Source organism: Pseudomonas sp. TCU-HL1, from assembly GCF_001708505.1.
Classification (GTDB): domain Bacteria; phylum Pseudomonadota; class Gammaproteobacteria; order Pseudomonadales; family Pseudomonadaceae; genus Metapseudomonas.
The window spans coordinates 4,721,114-4,735,636 of the sequence record NZ_CP015992.1 but is presented as its reverse complement, the minus strand read 5'-3'; the positions used below and the strand labels follow the sequence as shown (position 1 = coordinate 4,735,636).

The 14,523-nt window shown below is 65.9% G+C and carries 10 protein-coding genes; 3 read left to right on the top strand and 7 right to left on the bottom strand.

The genetic code is table 11. From position 1 onward, the window contains the following. Positions 1 to 51: 51 nt before the first annotated feature. The 7 genes from gcvT to THL1_RS21680 all read right to left on the bottom strand — a co-directional run bounded on the left by gcvT (position 52) and on the right by THL1_RS21680 (position 10,201). A complete protein-coding gene (gcvT, locus tag THL1_RS21710) occupies positions 52 to 1,170 on the bottom strand; it encodes a glycine cleavage system aminomethyltransferase GcvT (RefSeq protein WP_069085168.1) in 1,119 nt (372 codons plus the stop codon). 127 nt (positions 1,171 to 1,297) lie between these two features. Then, positions 1,298 to 2,674, bottom strand: a complete 1,377-nt coding sequence (locus THL1_RS21705) for an L-serine ammonia-lyase (RefSeq protein WP_069085167.1) — start codon at positions 2,672 to 2,674, stop codon at positions 1,298 to 1,300. A gap of 14 nt (positions 2,675 to 2,688) precedes the next feature. Beyond that, positions 2,689 to 3,942: a serine hydroxymethyltransferase gene (gene glyA / locus THL1_RS21700; RefSeq protein WP_069085166.1), complete on the bottom strand. Its 1,254-nt coding sequence runs from the start codon at positions 3,940 to 3,942 to the stop codon at positions 2,689 to 2,691. A 124-nt stretch (positions 3,943 to 4,066) separates the two neighbouring features. After that, positions 4,067 to 6,943: an aminomethyl-transferring glycine dehydrogenase gene (gene gcvP / locus THL1_RS21695; RefSeq protein ID WP_069085165.1), complete on the bottom strand. Its 2,877-nt coding sequence runs from the start codon at positions 6,941 to 6,943 to the stop codon at positions 4,067 to 4,069. Positions 6,944 to 6,956: 13 nt separating this feature from the next. Continuing rightward, a complete protein-coding gene (gcvH, locus tag THL1_RS21690) occupies positions 6,957 to 7,334 on the bottom strand; it encodes a glycine cleavage system protein GcvH (RefSeq protein ID WP_069085164.1) in 378 nt (125 codons plus the stop codon). A gap of 397 nt (positions 7,335 to 7,731) precedes the next feature. Next, positions 7,732 to 9,267: a sigma-54-dependent transcriptional regulator gene (locus THL1_RS21685; protein WP_069085163.1), complete on the bottom strand. Its 1,536-nt coding sequence runs from the start codon at positions 9,265 to 9,267 to the stop codon at positions 7,732 to 7,734. A gap of 22 nt (positions 9,268 to 9,289) precedes the next feature. Next, a complete protein-coding gene (locus THL1_RS21680; protein WP_069085162.1) occupies positions 9,290 to 10,201 on the bottom strand; it encodes a LysR family transcriptional regulator in 912 nt (303 codons plus the stop codon). 154 nt (positions 10,202 to 10,355) lie between these two features. Between THL1_RS21680 and speB the strand changes: the two genes are divergently transcribed. The 3 genes from speB to THL1_RS21665 all read left to right on the top strand — a co-directional run bounded on the left by speB (position 10,356) and on the right by THL1_RS21665 (position 14,494). After that, positions 10,356 to 11,327 (top strand): agmatinase, encoded by a 972-nt coding sequence (gene speB, locus THL1_RS21675; protein ID WP_069085161.1) that lies wholly within the window; start codon positions 10,356 to 10,358, stop codon positions 11,325 to 11,327. A 20-nt stretch (positions 11,328 to 11,347) separates the two neighbouring features. After that, positions 11,348 to 12,850 (top strand): aldehyde dehydrogenase family protein, encoded by a 1,503-nt coding sequence (locus THL1_RS21670; RefSeq protein WP_069085160.1) that lies wholly within the window; start codon positions 11,348 to 11,350, stop codon positions 12,848 to 12,850. A gap of 138 nt (positions 12,851 to 12,988) precedes the next feature. Next, a complete protein-coding gene (locus THL1_RS21665) occupies positions 12,989 to 14,494 on the top strand; it encodes a purine-cytosine permease family protein (RefSeq protein ID WP_069085159.1) in 1,506 nt (501 codons plus the stop codon). The last annotated feature ends 29 nt before the right edge of the window (positions 14,495 to 14,523 follow it).

Below are 14,523 nucleotides of genomic sequence, written 5' to 3'. Positions count from 1 at the left end.
GCTGTTTGCGAGCAGAGCTCGCTCCTACCCGTTCAAGGAAGGCGTGCGCCTTCAGCCGCGGTAGTAGCGCTGCGGCACGAAGGGGGCCTTGGCGACTTTCATAGCGACGCGCTTGCCACGTACCAGGGCCCAGACCTCGCTGTCCAGCGCGGCGTGGCTGGCGGCGACGTAGCCCATGGCCACCGGCGCGCCCAGGCTGGGGCCGAAGCCGCCGCTGGTGACGCAGCCGATGGCGGTGCCGTCGGCGTCGACGATTTCCGCGCCTTCGCGCACCGGCACGCGCTCTTGCGGCAGCAGGCCGACGCGCTTCTTGGTCACGCCGTCATGCTGCTGGGCGTAGATGCGCTCGGCGCCGGGGAAGTTGCCGGCGCGCAGGCCGTCGGCGCGGCGGGCCTTGGAAATGGCCCAGGTCAGGCTCGCTTCGATCGGGGTGGTTTCGCCGGTCATGTCGTGGCCATAGAGGCACAGGCCGGCTTCCAGGCGCAGCGAGTCGCGCGCGCCGAGGCCAATGGGCTGGACTTCCGGCTGGGCCAGCAGGCTGCGCGCCAGGGCTTCGGCCTGGGCCACGGGCACGGAAATCTCGTAGCCGTCCTCGCCGGTGTAGCCGGAGCGGCTGACGTAGCAGTCCACGCCGTCCAGGCGCACGCTGGCGAACTGCATGAAGGTCATGTTCTTCACCTCCGGGGCGAGGCGGCCGAGCACCTCGGCGGCGGCCGGGCCTTGCAGGGCGAGCAGGGCGCGGGAGTCGAACAGCGACTCGATTGCGCATTGCTCGGCGAGGTGCTGCTGGAGGTGGGCCAGGTCCTGCTCCTTGCAGGCGGCGTTGACCACCAGGAACAGCTGGTCTTCGGCCAGGCGGGCGACCATCAGGTCGTCGAGGATGCCGCCATTTTCATCAGTGAACATCGCATAGCGCTGCAGGCCCACCGGCAGGTCGAGGATATCGACCGGCACCAGGCTTTCCAGGGCGCGGGCGGCGTTCGCGCCACGCAGGACGATCTGGCCCATGTGGGACACGTCGAACAGGCCAGCCTGTTCACGGGTGTGCAGGTGCTCCTTGAGCACGCCGAGGGGGTACTGCACCGGCATGTCGTAGCCGGCGAAAGGCACCATGCGCGCGCCGAGTTCGAGGTGCAGGGCGTGCAGCGGGGTTTTGGCGAGGTCGGTCATGTAAGGCTCCAAAGCGAGAGTCGGTGCGGGTTGGGGCGCCCCTCTCCCCCGGCCCCTCTCCCTGAAGGGCGAGGGGAGACAAGCTCCCTCTCCCGCGTGCGGGAGAGGGCTGGGGAGAGGGCGCTCTTCAGCATTCGATGATGTTCACGGCGAGGCCGCCGCGGGCGGTTTCCTTGTACTTGCTCTTCATGTCGGCACCGGTCTGGCGCATGGTGCGGATCACCTTGTCCAGGGAGATGAAGTGCTGGCCATCTCCACGTAGCGCCATGCGTGCGGCATTGATGGCCTTCACCGAGCCCATGGCGTTGCGCTCGATGCAGGGCACCTGGACCAGGCCGCCGACCGGGTCGCAGGTCAGCCCGAGGTTGTGTTCCATGCCGATCTCGGCGGCGTTCTCCACTTGCTGCGGGGTGCCGCCGAGGACTTCGCACAGCGCGCCGGCAGCCATGGAGCAGGCCACGCCGACCTCGCCCTGGCAGCCCACTTCGGCGCCGGAGATGGAGGCGTTCTCCTTATAGAGGATGCCGATGGCGGCGGCGGTGAGCAGGAAACGCTCGACGCCGTCGTCGTTGGCGCCGGGCACGAAGCGGCTGTAGTAGTGCAGCACGGCCGGGACGATGCCCGCCGCGCCGTTGGTGGGCGCGGTGACCACGCGGCCGCCGGTGGCGTTTTCCTCGTTCACCGCCAGGGCGTAGAGGTTCACCCAGTCCAGCACGCTGAGGCTGTCCTTGAGGTTGGCCTCCGGGTGTTCGCTGAGCTGGCGATAGAGCGCGGCGGCACGGCGTTTCACCTTGAGCCCGCCGGGCATGATGCCTTCCTTGCGGCAGCCAGTGGTCACGCAGTCCTGCATCACTTGCCAGATCTTCATCAGGCCCGCGCTGGTTTCCTCAGGGGTGCGCCAGGCCTGCTCGTTCTCGCGCATCAGGCCGCTGATGGAAAGCCCGCTGGCGGTGCAGTGGGCGAGTATGTCCCTGGCGGTCTTGAAGGGATAGGCGAGCGGCGTGCGGTCTTCGACGATGCGGTCCAGGCCGGCGGCTTCTTCATCCACCACGAAGCCACCGCCCACCGAGTAGTACTCGCGCGAACGGATCTGGATGCCGGCGGCGTCGAAGGCGCGGAAGATCATGCCGTTGGGGTGGTAGGGGAGCGGTTTGCGAATCAGCGCCAGGTGCTCCTTTTCCACGAAATGGATCTCCCGCTCACCCAGCAGCCGCAGGCGCCCGCTCTCGCGAATGATCGCCAGGCGCAGGTCCACCGTGCCGGTGTCCACCAGGTCCGGCTGCTCACCCTCCAGCCCCAGCAGCACGGCCTTGTCGCTGCCGTGGCCCTTGCCGGTTGCGCCGAGGGAGCCGTAGAGCTCCGCCCGGACGCCAGCCGTCCGCTCCAGCAGCCCGTCGGCCTCCAGCCCCTGGGCGAAGCGCGCGGCGGCACGCATCGGGCCGACCGTGTGGGAGCTGGAGGGGCCGATACCGATCTTGAACAGGTCGAAGACGCTGAGGGACATGTGCCGTCTCCCGGTCAGGCCGAATAGACCGGGAAGCGCGCGCAGAGCGCCGCTACCTGGTGGGCCACCTGGGCTTCGACATCAGCATCGCCGAGGTGGTCGAGGATGTCGCAGATCCAGCCCGCCAGTGCCGTGCATTCCTGCTCGCCGAAGCCCCGGGTGGTGGCTGCCGGGGTGCCGATGCGCAGGCCCGAGGTTACGAAGGGCGACTGCGGGTCGTTCGGTACGGCGTTCTTGTTCACGGTGATGCCGGCGCGGCCGAGGGCGGCGTCCGCTTCCTTGCCGGTCTTGCCCTGCTTGATCAGGCTGACCAGGAACAGGTGGTTGTCGGTGCCGCCGGAGACCACGTCGTAGCCGCGCTCGATGAACACCTTGGCCATCGCCTGGGCGTTCTGGATCACCTGGGCCTGGTAGTCCTTGAAGCCAGGCTCCAGCGCCTCCTTGAAGCACACCGCCTTGGCGGCGATCACGTGCATCAGCGGGCCGCCCTGGGCGCCGGGGAAGACGGCGGAGTTCAGCTTCTTCTCGATCTCGTCGTTGGACTTGGCCAGGATCAGGCCGCCGCGCGGACCGCGCAGGGTCTTGTGGGTGGTGGTGGTGACCACGTCGGCGTAGGGCAGTGGGTTCGGGTACAGACCGGCAGCCACCAGACCAGCCACGTGGGCCATGTCGACGAACAGCAGCGCACCCACCTTGTCGGCGATGGCGCGGAAGCGCGGGAAGTCCAGGGTCTTGGAGTAGGCAGAGAAGCCGGCGACGATCATCTTCGGCTGGTGCTCCACGGCCAGGCGCTCGACCTCGTCGTAGTCGATCAGGCCATTGCCATCGATGCCATACTGCACCGCGTTGTACAGCTTGCCCGAGGACGACACCTTGGCGCCGTGGGTCAGGTGGCCGCCGTGGGCCAGGCTCATGCCGAGGATGGTGTCACCGGCGTTCAGCAGGGCCAGGTAGACGGCGCTGTTGGCCTGGGAGCCGGAGTGCGGCTGGACGTTGGCGTAATCGGCACCGAACAGTTGCTTGGCGCGGTCGATGGCCAACTGCTCGACCTTGTCGACGAACTCGCAGCCACCGTAGTAGCGCTTGCCCGGATAACCCTCGGCGTACTTGTTGGTCAGCTCGCTGCCCTGGGCCTGCATCACCTGCGGGCTGGTGTAGTTTTCCGAGGCGATCAGCTCGATATGGTCTTCCTGGCGCTGAGCCTCACGGTGGATGGCGTCGAACAGGGCAGGGTCGAAATCGGAGAGGGTCAGGCTCTTGTGGAACATGGTCGGTTTCCTTCTTGTTCGGTTGAATGCAGCGCAAAGGGTCTGGCTGTAGGAGCGAGCTTGCTCGCGAATGGCCCTGATGCAGGGCTTCGCCAGCAAGCTGGCTCCTACAGGGGGTCGCGGATCAGGCGTCCTGATAGGCCTCGATGGACGGGCAGGCGCAGACCAGGTTGCGGTCGCCGTAGACGTTGTCCACGCGACCCACCGGCGGCCAGTACTTGCCGTCCACCAGGCTGGCGCTGGGGTACACGGCCAGTTCGCGGCTGTAGCGGTGGGTCCACTCGCCGACCAGTTCCTGGGCGGTGTGCGGGGCGTTCTTCAGCGGGTTGTCCTCGGCGTCCAGTTCGCCGTTCTCCACCGCGCGGATTTCCTCGCGGATGCGGATCATGGCCTCGCAGAAGCGGTCCAGCTCTTCCTTCGACTCGCTCTCGGTGGGCTCGATCATCAGCGTGCCCGGCACCGGGAAGGACATGGTCGGGGCATGGAAGCCGAAGTCGATCAGGCGCTTGGCGACGTCGTCGACGCTGATGCCGCTACTGTCCTTGAGCGGGCGCAGGTCGAGGATGCACTCGTGGGCCACCAGGCCGTTCTCGCCGGTGTAGAGCACCGGGTAGTGCTCCTCCAGGCGGCGGGCGATGTAGTTGGCGCTGAGGATCGCCAGCTGCGAGGCACGCTTGAGGCCTTCGCCACCCATCATGCGGATGTACATCCAGGTGATCGGCAGGATGCTGGCGCTGCCGAAGGGCGCGGCGCTGACTGCCCCATGCTTGCGCTCCAGGTGGCCGTGGCCGTGGCCGTGGCCGGGCAGGAAGGGCGCCAGGTGCGCCTTCACGCCGATCGGGCCGACGCCCGGGCCGCCGCCGCCGTGGGGGATACAGAAGGTCTTGTGCAGGTTCAGGTGCGAGACGTCGCCGCCGAACTGGCCCGGGGCGCAGAGGCCGACCATGGCGTTCATGTTGGCGCCGTCGATGTACACCTGGCCGCCGTTGGCGTGGATGATGTCGCAGATTTCGCGGATGCCTTCCTCGAACACGCCGTGGGTGGACGGGTAGGTGATCATCAGCGCGGCGAGGCGCTCCTGGTGCTCTTCGGCCTTGGCCTTGAGGTCGGCGATGTCGACGTTGCCACGGGCGTCGCAGGCGGTCACCACCACGCGCATGCCGACCATGCTGGCGGTGGCCGGGTTGGTGCCGTGGGCCGACTGCGGGATCAGGCAGATGTCGCGCTGGTCGTCGCCCCGGCTCAGGTGGTAGGCGCGGATGGCCAGCAGGCCGGCGTATTCGCCCTGGGAGCCGGCGTTGGGCTGCAGGGACACCGCGTCATAACCGGTGGCCTTGCACAGCATGGCTTCCAGTTCGGTGGTCAGCTCCTGGTAGCCGGCGCTCTGCTCGGCGGGCGCGAAGGGGTGCAGGGCACCGAACTCGGCCCAGGTGATGGGAATCATCTCGCTGGCGGCGTTCAGCTTCATGGTGCAGGAACCCAGCGGGATCATGGTCCTGTCCAGGGCCAGGTCCTTGTCCGCCAGCTTGCGCAGGTAGCGCATCAGCTCGGTTTCCGAGTGGTAGCGGTTGAACACCTCGTGCTGCAGGAAGGGCGTTTCGCGCAGCAGCTCCAGGGGCAGGCAGTCACCGGTGCGCGCCGCCAGTTCGACGAAGTCCGGCAGCACCTGGCGCTGGTCGGCGAACACCGCCCAGAGCTGTTCGACGTCGGCCTGGGTGGTGGTTTCGTCCAGGGACAGGCCCACGCGCACCTCGTCCAGTGGCCGCAGGTTGATGCGCGCCTCGCGGGCGGCGGCGTGCACCTCGTCCACCGGGCGAGCGGTGACCAGGCTCAGTGTGTCGAAGAAGTGGTACTGCTCCACCTGGTGGCCGAGCTGCGCCAGGCCCTGGGCCAGGATCGCGGTCAGTCGGTGCACACGCCGGGCTATACAGGCCAGGCCCTGCGGGCCGTGGTAGACGGCGTACATGCTGGCGATGTTGGCCAGCAGCACCTGGGCGGTGCAGATGTTGCTAGTGGCCTTCTCGCGGCGGATGTGCTGCTCGCGGGTTTGCATGGCCAGGCGCAGGGCCGGCTTGCCATGTCGGTCGACGGATATGCCCACCAGGCGACCCGGCATGTCGCGCTTGAACGCGTCGCGGGTGGCGAAGTAGGCCGCGTGCGGGCCACCGAAGCCCAGCGGCACACCGAAGCGCTGGGCGCTGCCCAGCACCACGTCGGCGCCGAACTCGCCGGGCGGGGTCAGCAGGGTCAGGGCCAGCAGGTCGGCGGCGACGGCGACCAGGGCGCCGGCGGCATGGGCGCGCTGCACCAGGGCGCGATGGTCGGGCACATCACCGGTACTGGCCGGGTATTGCAGTAGCAGGCCGAAGTAGCCGGACAGGTCGCCCAGCTCGGCCTCTTCACCGATCACCACCTCGATCCCCAGGGGTTCGGCGCGGGTGCGCAGCACCTCGAGGGTCTGCGGGTGGCAGTGCACGGAGACGAAGAAGGCCGGCGCCTTGTTCTTCGCCAGGCGCTTACAGAAGGTCATGGCCTCGGCGGCGGCGGTGGCCTCGTCCAGCAGGGAGGCGTTGGCGATCTCCATGCCGCTGAGGTCGCTGACCAGGGTCTGGAAGTTCAGCAGGGCTTCCAGGCGACCCTGGGAGATTTCCGGCTGGTACGGCGTATAGGCGGTGTACCAGGCCGGATTCTCCAGCAGGTTGCGCAGGATCGGGCTGGGGGTGTGGCAGGGGTAGTAGCCCTGGCCGATGTGGTTCCTGAACAGCTGGTTCTTGGCGGCGATGGCCTTGATCGCGGCGAGGGCTTCAGCCTCGCCCTGGCCGGCCGGCAGGTCGAGCACGCTGGTGCCCTTGATGCTGTCGGGGATGACGCTGGCGATCAGCGCCTCCAGGGATTCATGGCCGGTCAGCGCCAGCATGGCGGCGATGTCCGCTTCGCGCGGGCCGATATGGCGCGGGACGAACTCGTTGCGCGTGTCCAGGGGGAATTGGGCGAGGCTCATGGTGGCTCCTCCGTCAGGCGTGGTCGGCGAGGAAGCGATCGTAGGCGGCCTGATCCATCAGGCTGGCGACGGCTTCGGGGTTGTCCGGGCGGATGCGGAAGAACCAGCCGTCACCCATGGGTGCCTCGTTGACCAGCTCGGGATTGTCGGCCAGGGCCTGGTTCACCTCCAGCACTTCGCCGGTCAGCGGCATGGTGATGTTGCTGGCGGCCTTCACCGACTCCAGCACCGCGACCTCCTGCCCTTCGTCATAGCGGCCGGCATCCGGCAACTGCACGAACACCACATCGCCCAGGGCTTCCTGGGCGAAGCTGGTGATGCCGACGGTCACGTCACCGGAGGCTTCGACGCGCAGCCATTCGTGCTCGGGAGTAAAACGCAGCGTGGTCATGGAACGTCCTCTTGTTATCAGGTTGGGGCCCGAGCGCTTGGCTCGGCTGATGGAACAAAAGCAATTGAGGTGCCATCTATTTAAAAGTCTTATATATCAATGAATTGAGAGGTTTTTTCGTTCCCGGCTGGTAATCTTTGGAGCGATATCGCTCCACTCCGAAAAGCGTCTTTCAATCGCCCTGAACGAGGAAAGCCCCGGAAACCGGGGCTTGAGGAAGATTGGAGCGAAATCGCTCCAGTGGAACGTATTCGAACCGGTGCCATGCCTGGTGCCGTGTAGGGGCGAATTCATTCGCCAAGAGCAGCGCAGCTGCCCCCGACAACTCGAAGGGCAGGACTACGTCCTGCTTGTCGAATGAATTCGACCCTACAGGAGAGGTGGACCCACGCCCGCCCTAGCGGGAAATGCCGTACTTGCGCAGCCGCTGTCCGATGGCGGTATGGGAGGTATTCAATCGCGCCGCCAGTTGCCGCGTGGACGGGTAGACGGCGTAGAGCTGTTGCAGCAGGTTCTTTTCGAAGCCTTGCACCGCGTCTTCCAGGCTGGTGACCTCCAGGGAGTCGGCCTGCTGGGGGCTGAGGGCGGTGCCGGCAAGCTCGAGGTCGTCGCAGTCGATCAGGTCGCCTTCGCTGATGGCGGCGGCTCGGAAAATCACGTTCTGCAGCTGGCGCACGTTGCCCGACCAGCGATTGCCCAGCAGCAGCGGGTAGGTGCCAGGGGCCAGTTGGCAGGGCGGCCGCTGGATCTGCGCACAGGCCTGGTCGAGGAAATGCCCGGCGAGCAGGAGGATGTCCTGGCCACGGTCGCGCAGGGGCGGGACGTCCAGGTTCAGCACGTTGAGGCGGTAGAACAGGTCCTCACGGAAAGTGCCGGCGCCGACCATGCCTTCCAGGTCCCGGTGAGTGGCGCCGAGCACGCGGACGTTCACATGCACTTCCCGGTCGCCGCCGACCCGGCGGAAGCAACCGTCGCTGAGAAAGCGCAACAGCTTGGCTTGCAGGTAGGGAGACATCTCGCCGACTTCATCGAGGAATACAGTGCCGCCGTCGGCCATTTCCAGGAGGCCGGGCTTGCCGCCGCGCTGGGCGCCGGTGAAGGCGCCCGCCGAGTAACCGAAGAGTTCGCTTTCGGCCAGGCTTTCCGGCAGTGCCGCGCAGTTCAACGCCAAGAATGGCGCGTCGCGTCGCTCACTCAGGGCGTGGCAGGCGCGGGCCACCAGTTCCTTGCCGGTGCCGGTCTCGCCACGGATCAGCAGGTGCGCGTCCAGGCCGGCGACCTTGCGCAGTCGTGCCTTGAGCTGCTTCAACGGCGGCGACTTGCCGAGCAAGGCCTCCATGCCCTCGCCGCCGTCATGGCGCAGCGAGGCCAGCCGCTCACCGATGCGGCTCGGCGGATAGAGGGTCAGCAGGCCGCCGGCCAGATCGCCCGGTCCGCTATCCGTGGTGCTACTGATTGGCGTGGCGTCCAGCAGCAGCGACTGCCCCCTGAAGGCCACTTCGCACATGGGCAGGCGAAATCCACGGTCGATCAGGGTTTGCGCCAGGGCGGGATCGTCGAACAGGTTCGACAGTGGCTCCCCGGCAGGCTCGCGACCGTAGAGGTTGGTCAGCGAGGGGTTGGCCAGCAGCACGTGGCCGCTGTCGTCCACCGCCAGCACCGGGTCGCTGACGAACTCCAGCAATGCATCGAGCTGCAGGCGTCGGCGCTGGCCGGGCAGGATGTCCACCACTGTCACCGCCTGCACGCCCTGCACGCCATGCAGGGCTTCACGCAGTTCTTCCAGCACCTCCGGGCCGAGGCTGGGGGCGTCGATGTAGACATTCGGCGGAATCATCTCCACCGCTTCCAGGTTGAGATTGCGGCCACCGAGCAAGGCCAGGACTTCCTGGGTGATGCCGACACGGTCGATGAAGGTCACGTGGATGCGCATGAAATGTTCGCCTGCGGAGGGCTCAAGCCTTGCCCGAGCTGCCGGAGCACTGGGTCAGGTCTTCGAGGAAGGCATGGAGGATCGGCGGCATCGCCCCGCGACGGGTGATCACGTCGAAGGGCGATTCGAGCTGCGAATCGGTGATGGGCAGGCGGCGCATTTCGCCGGTGCGTACCCATTGTTCGGCGACATGCATCGGCAGCAGGCCGAGGTAAGCGCCGGAGATGATTAGGATGGCCAGGGCCTCGATGTTATCCACAGTGGCCGCCGCCTTGCTCACGCCAAGCACGTCGAGGTCGTACTGCTGCATGTAGCCGCGCACCACGATGCGGCTGGCGCCGATGGCCTTGCCCAGTTCGGCCCCCTCCAGCCTGGTCTCGAACAACGGGTGGTGGCGTCCGCAATAGAGTCCCAGTGCCTCGCGGTACAGCGGCGAGTAGTGGATGCCGGGAATACGTGCCGGGAAGTGACCGATGGCCAGATGCAGGCGATTGTCCAGGACCCGTTCTTCCAGTTCCGCGGGAGTGCCGACGTAGACACTGAGGTGCACGTCGTGCCCGCGGGAGACGAAACGCTGCGTGGCGCGGGGCAGGGGAGAGTCGCGGTCGGTGATGGTGCTGTCGATGATGCCGAGGTTGAGCTTGCCGCTGATGCGCTGCTTGAGTACGTCGGCGTCCATGCAGAAGGTTTCCACCGCCGAAAGCAGCCGCTGGGTCGCCTCATGGATGGCCACGCCCTGCTCGGTCAGGCGGAAGCCGCTGCGTCCGCGCTGGCAGAGCTTGACCCCCAGTCGCGTCTCCAGGTGGTTCATCTGTTCGCTGATGGTGGACTGGCCCGCATTGAGCGCGGCCTGGGCGGCGGAGAAGCCGCCGCATTTGACGATAGTGGCGAAAACCCTGAGGAGTTTCAGGTCGACATCGTGCAACTGGATCACGCGAACCTCCCAGTCGATGGCTACTTCGGATTCAGCGATATGAGCATCTGATGTTTTGCATTTTTACAAAATAATCCTGCGCCCATAGTGCCTGCAACGGCGAATTCGAAGCCGGTTCGCCGACTACTGAAAACAAGAAGCGAGGCGCACGACGATGTCGAAGAATGCTTATGAGTCCGGGCGGTTGAACCTGCCTTTCGTAGGTCACTGTACGTTTGCCAAGTCCCCGATCTGCACCGACTGGGATGCCATAAACGCGGACGTCGCCGTTCTCGGCGCGCCCAATGACATGGGTACGCAGTGGCGCTCCGGGGCACGCTTCGGACCGCGCAGTATTCGCGAAGCCTCCACGCTGTTTTCCTTCGGCCATTCCGGCGCCTACGACCACGAGGACGACGCCCTCTACCTGACCCAGGACCAGGTACGCATGGTGGATGTCGGCGATGCGGACATCGTCCACACCGACATGGCCTCCAGTAACGACAACATCGAATTCGCCGTACGCAAGATTCTCGAATCCGGTGCCATGCCGGTGGTGCTGGGTGGCGACCATTCGATCCACGCCCCGGTGATCAAGGCCTTCGAGGGTCACGCCCCCATCCATATCGTGCACTTCGATGCGCACCTGGACTTCGTCGACGAGCGGCACGGTGTGCGCTACGGACACGGCAACCCACTGCGCCGCGCCTCCGAGCTGGACCACATCGTCGGCATGACCCAGATGGGCATTCGCAACGTGTCGTCCTCCAACCGCGATGACTACGACGCCGCCCGCGCTGCCGGCTCGCAGATCCTTTCGGTGCGCGACGTGCGCCGGCTGGGTACTGAAGGCGTCATGGCGAAGATCCCGGAAGGCCTGGATTACTACATCACCATCGACATCGACGGTTTCGACCCGTCCATCGCTCCCGGCACCGGCACGCCCAGCCACGGCGGCTTCCTCTACTACGAGGTGCTGGAAATCATCCAGGCGCTGGCCAAACGCAGCCAGGGCCGGGTGGTCGGCATCGACCTGGTGGAGGTCGCACCGGCTTACGACCCCACCGGCGCCACCTCGATCCTCGCGGCGCAGCTGCTGATGAACAGCATCGGCTTCATCTTCCACGAACGCGCCCGCAACCGCTGACAGGCCAGGAGGAACAGAGCGTGGACATCAAAGTAAAAGACTATCTGCAGCAGTTCGGCGTATCCGAAGCCACCCAGCGCTTCCTCGGCAAGGCGCAGAAAATGTTCGTGGGCGGCGCCTGGCTGGAATCGGCTGACACCGCCGAAGTGATCGAGCCGTCTACCGGCGCCGTGCTCACCCGCATTCCCATGGGTACGCCAGAGGACCTGGACCACGCGGTGCAGGCCGCGCGCACACAGTTCGATGGCGGCGCCTGGAGCCAACTCAAGCCGCTGGAGCGCGAGCGCCTGTTGCATGGCCTGGCCGACCTGATCGAAGCCAACGCCGATGAGCTGGCGGAAATCGAATCCATCGACATGGGCAAGTCGGTCGCCCAGGCGCGGGCCGTGGATATCCAGGGCACCGTCGACACCTTCCGCTACTTCGCCGGCTGGGCCAGCAAGATCCATGGCCGCACCGTCGAGCCTTCGCTGCCGGGCAACTACCTGGCCTATACGCGCAAGGAGCCGGTGGGCGTGGTGGGCGTCATCGTGCCCTGGAACTTCCCGCTGCAGACCATGGCCTGGAAGCTGGGCGCGGCGCTGGCGGTGGGCTGCACGGTGGTAGTGAAACCGGCTGAGCTGACCTCCCTTTCGGCCCTGCGTTTCGCCGAGCTGTTACAGGAAGCGGGCATCCCGGATGGCGTGGTGAACATCGTCACCGGGCGCGGCAGCGTGGTCGGTGCGGCCATGTCCAGCCACCTAGGTATCGACAAGCTCAGCTTCACCGGATCGACCCCCGTGGGCTGCGGCGTGGGCAAGGCGGCGATGGACCAGATGAAGCGCCTGACCCTGGAACTGGGCGGCAAGTCGCCGGTGATCGTCTTCGCCGATGCCGACATCAAGGCCGCGGCCCAGGCGGTGGCCAACGGGGTGTTCTTCAACTCCGGACAGGTCTGCGACGCGGGTACCCGTGCTTATGTCCATCGCAGCGTCTACGCCGAGTTCCTGCGCGAACTGGCCGCCTACACCGCAACCCTGAAGATCGCCCCCGGCCTGGACCCGGACTGCTTCATCAGCCCGATGGTTTCGCGTCAGCAACAGCAACGGGTGCTGGAGTACATCGAGGTCGGCAAAGCGGAAGGCGCGGAGCTGTATTACGGCGGCGAGCCGGTCGAAGGTCCCGGATATTTCGTCCAGCCAACCGTCTTCGCCAACTGCCGCAACGACATGCGCATCGTCCAGGAAGAGATCTTCGGCCCGGTGCTGGTCACCGCGCCCTTCGACACCGAAGACGAAGCCCTGGCGCTGGCCAACGACTCGCTGTTCGGCCTGGCCGCAGCGCTCTATTCCAACGACCTCGGGCGGGTCCACAACCTGATCCCGCGCCTGCGCGCGGGCACCGTCTACGTCAATGCCCACAGCACCCTCGATCCCTCCATGCCCTTCGGCGGCTACAAGCAGTCGGGCTACGGCAAGGACCTTGGGTCGGAACAGCTGGATTACCTGCTGGAAACCAAGGCGGTGTGGATCACACTTCCTTAAGTGATTTCAGCTGAGGCGTCGGCAGTCCCCGCTGCCGCCGCATGATCGATCCGCACCCGCCTTGCCAGGCCGTCTCGTACGGGCTGCCTGGGTGCGGAGCCTGGTGATACTCCATATGAAAACAAGAGCGGAGATACCATGAAATCAGCATCACAAAGCCTGTCCGCGACCGAGGGACAACGCGGGTTGGAAATCGAAGGGCATTCCATCGATTTCATCCAGGAAAACGAGAGAACCGACAAGTTGTCCGCCCAGGGCCCCTTCTGGTTCGTCGGCAATTTCACCTTCTTCACCATGACCATCGGCTTCGTGGGCCCGAGCGTGGGTTTGAGCGCGTTCTGGACCATGATCGCCGGTACGCTGGGCATCATGTTCGGCACCTTGTTCATGGCGTTCCATGGCTCGCAAGGGCCGCATCTCGGCCTGCCGCAGATGATCCAGTCGCGTGCCCAGTTCGGCTATCGCGGCGTGGTGCTGGTCTTGCTGGCGACACTGTTCGTCTTCGCCGGCTTCAACATCGTCAACCTGGTGCTGATGATGCAGGGGCTGGAGGCCCTGTTTCACTGGGACCCGATGACCGTCGCCCTGGTCGTTTCGGTACCCGCCACGGTCCTGGCCATCCTCGGCCATGACTGGATGCACAAGACCTTCAAGTGGTCGCTGTTCCTCTCGCTGCCGCTCTACGGGCTGGTGACGCTGGCGGTACTGCTGGGCTGGGTTCCGTCCGCACCGCTGCCGGACGATGGCGCTGAAGCGGTCAAGCTCGGATTCACCCTGACCGGTTTCGTCGCGCAGTTCGCGGCGGCCGCCAGCTACAACATCGCCTACGCGCCGTACGTCTCGGACTACTCCCGTTACCTGCCGAAGAACACCTCGAGCGGAAAACTGATCACGGCGGTGTTCGTTGGCGCCTCGCTCTCGGGGGCATGGATGATCTCGGTCGGCGGCTGGCTGGCGGAGCACCTGCGTACCACCGATGTACTCGTCGCGCTCAACAGTGTCGGCGCCAGTTTCGCCCCGCAGCTGGGGACGGCGGTGGTGGCGGTCACCATCCTGGCCTTCCTGCCGGTGATCGCGATGAACATCTACAGCGCCAAGCTCACCACCATCACCGGCGTGGACTCGTTCAGGAAGATCAAGCCCACGGCGAGGGTACGCATCCTGGCGATCATCTTCGTCGTGCTGTTGCAGTTGGGCGTGGCGATCAGCATCAACGCCTCCGGCTCGGGCCTGTCGATGCTCAACATGTACCTGGTGGTGATGCTGTACTTCCTCGTGCCCTGGACCGCCGTCAACCTCACCGACTACTTCTTCGTGCGCAAGGGCCGCTATGCCATCCCGCACTTCTTCCTGCCGCACGACAACATCTACGGCCGCTGGGGCAGCCGCGGGCTGATCGCCTACCTGATCGGCTTCGTGGTGATGATTCCCTTCTTCACCATCTTCAGCGGTCCCGAGGAAGTCTACGTCGGCCCGCTGGCCCGGATGATCGGCAGTGTGGACATGGCGTGGCTGGTCGGCCTGATCGTTTCCGGCGTCGCCTACTACCTGCTGTGCCTGTCGCTCGACCTGACGAAGGAGGAAACCCTCATTCGCCAGATCGAGAAAGAGGCGCCTCATTTCACGACGGGTAAAGCCTGGTAATCGCCACGGTCTCGTCCAGCTTCAATGTG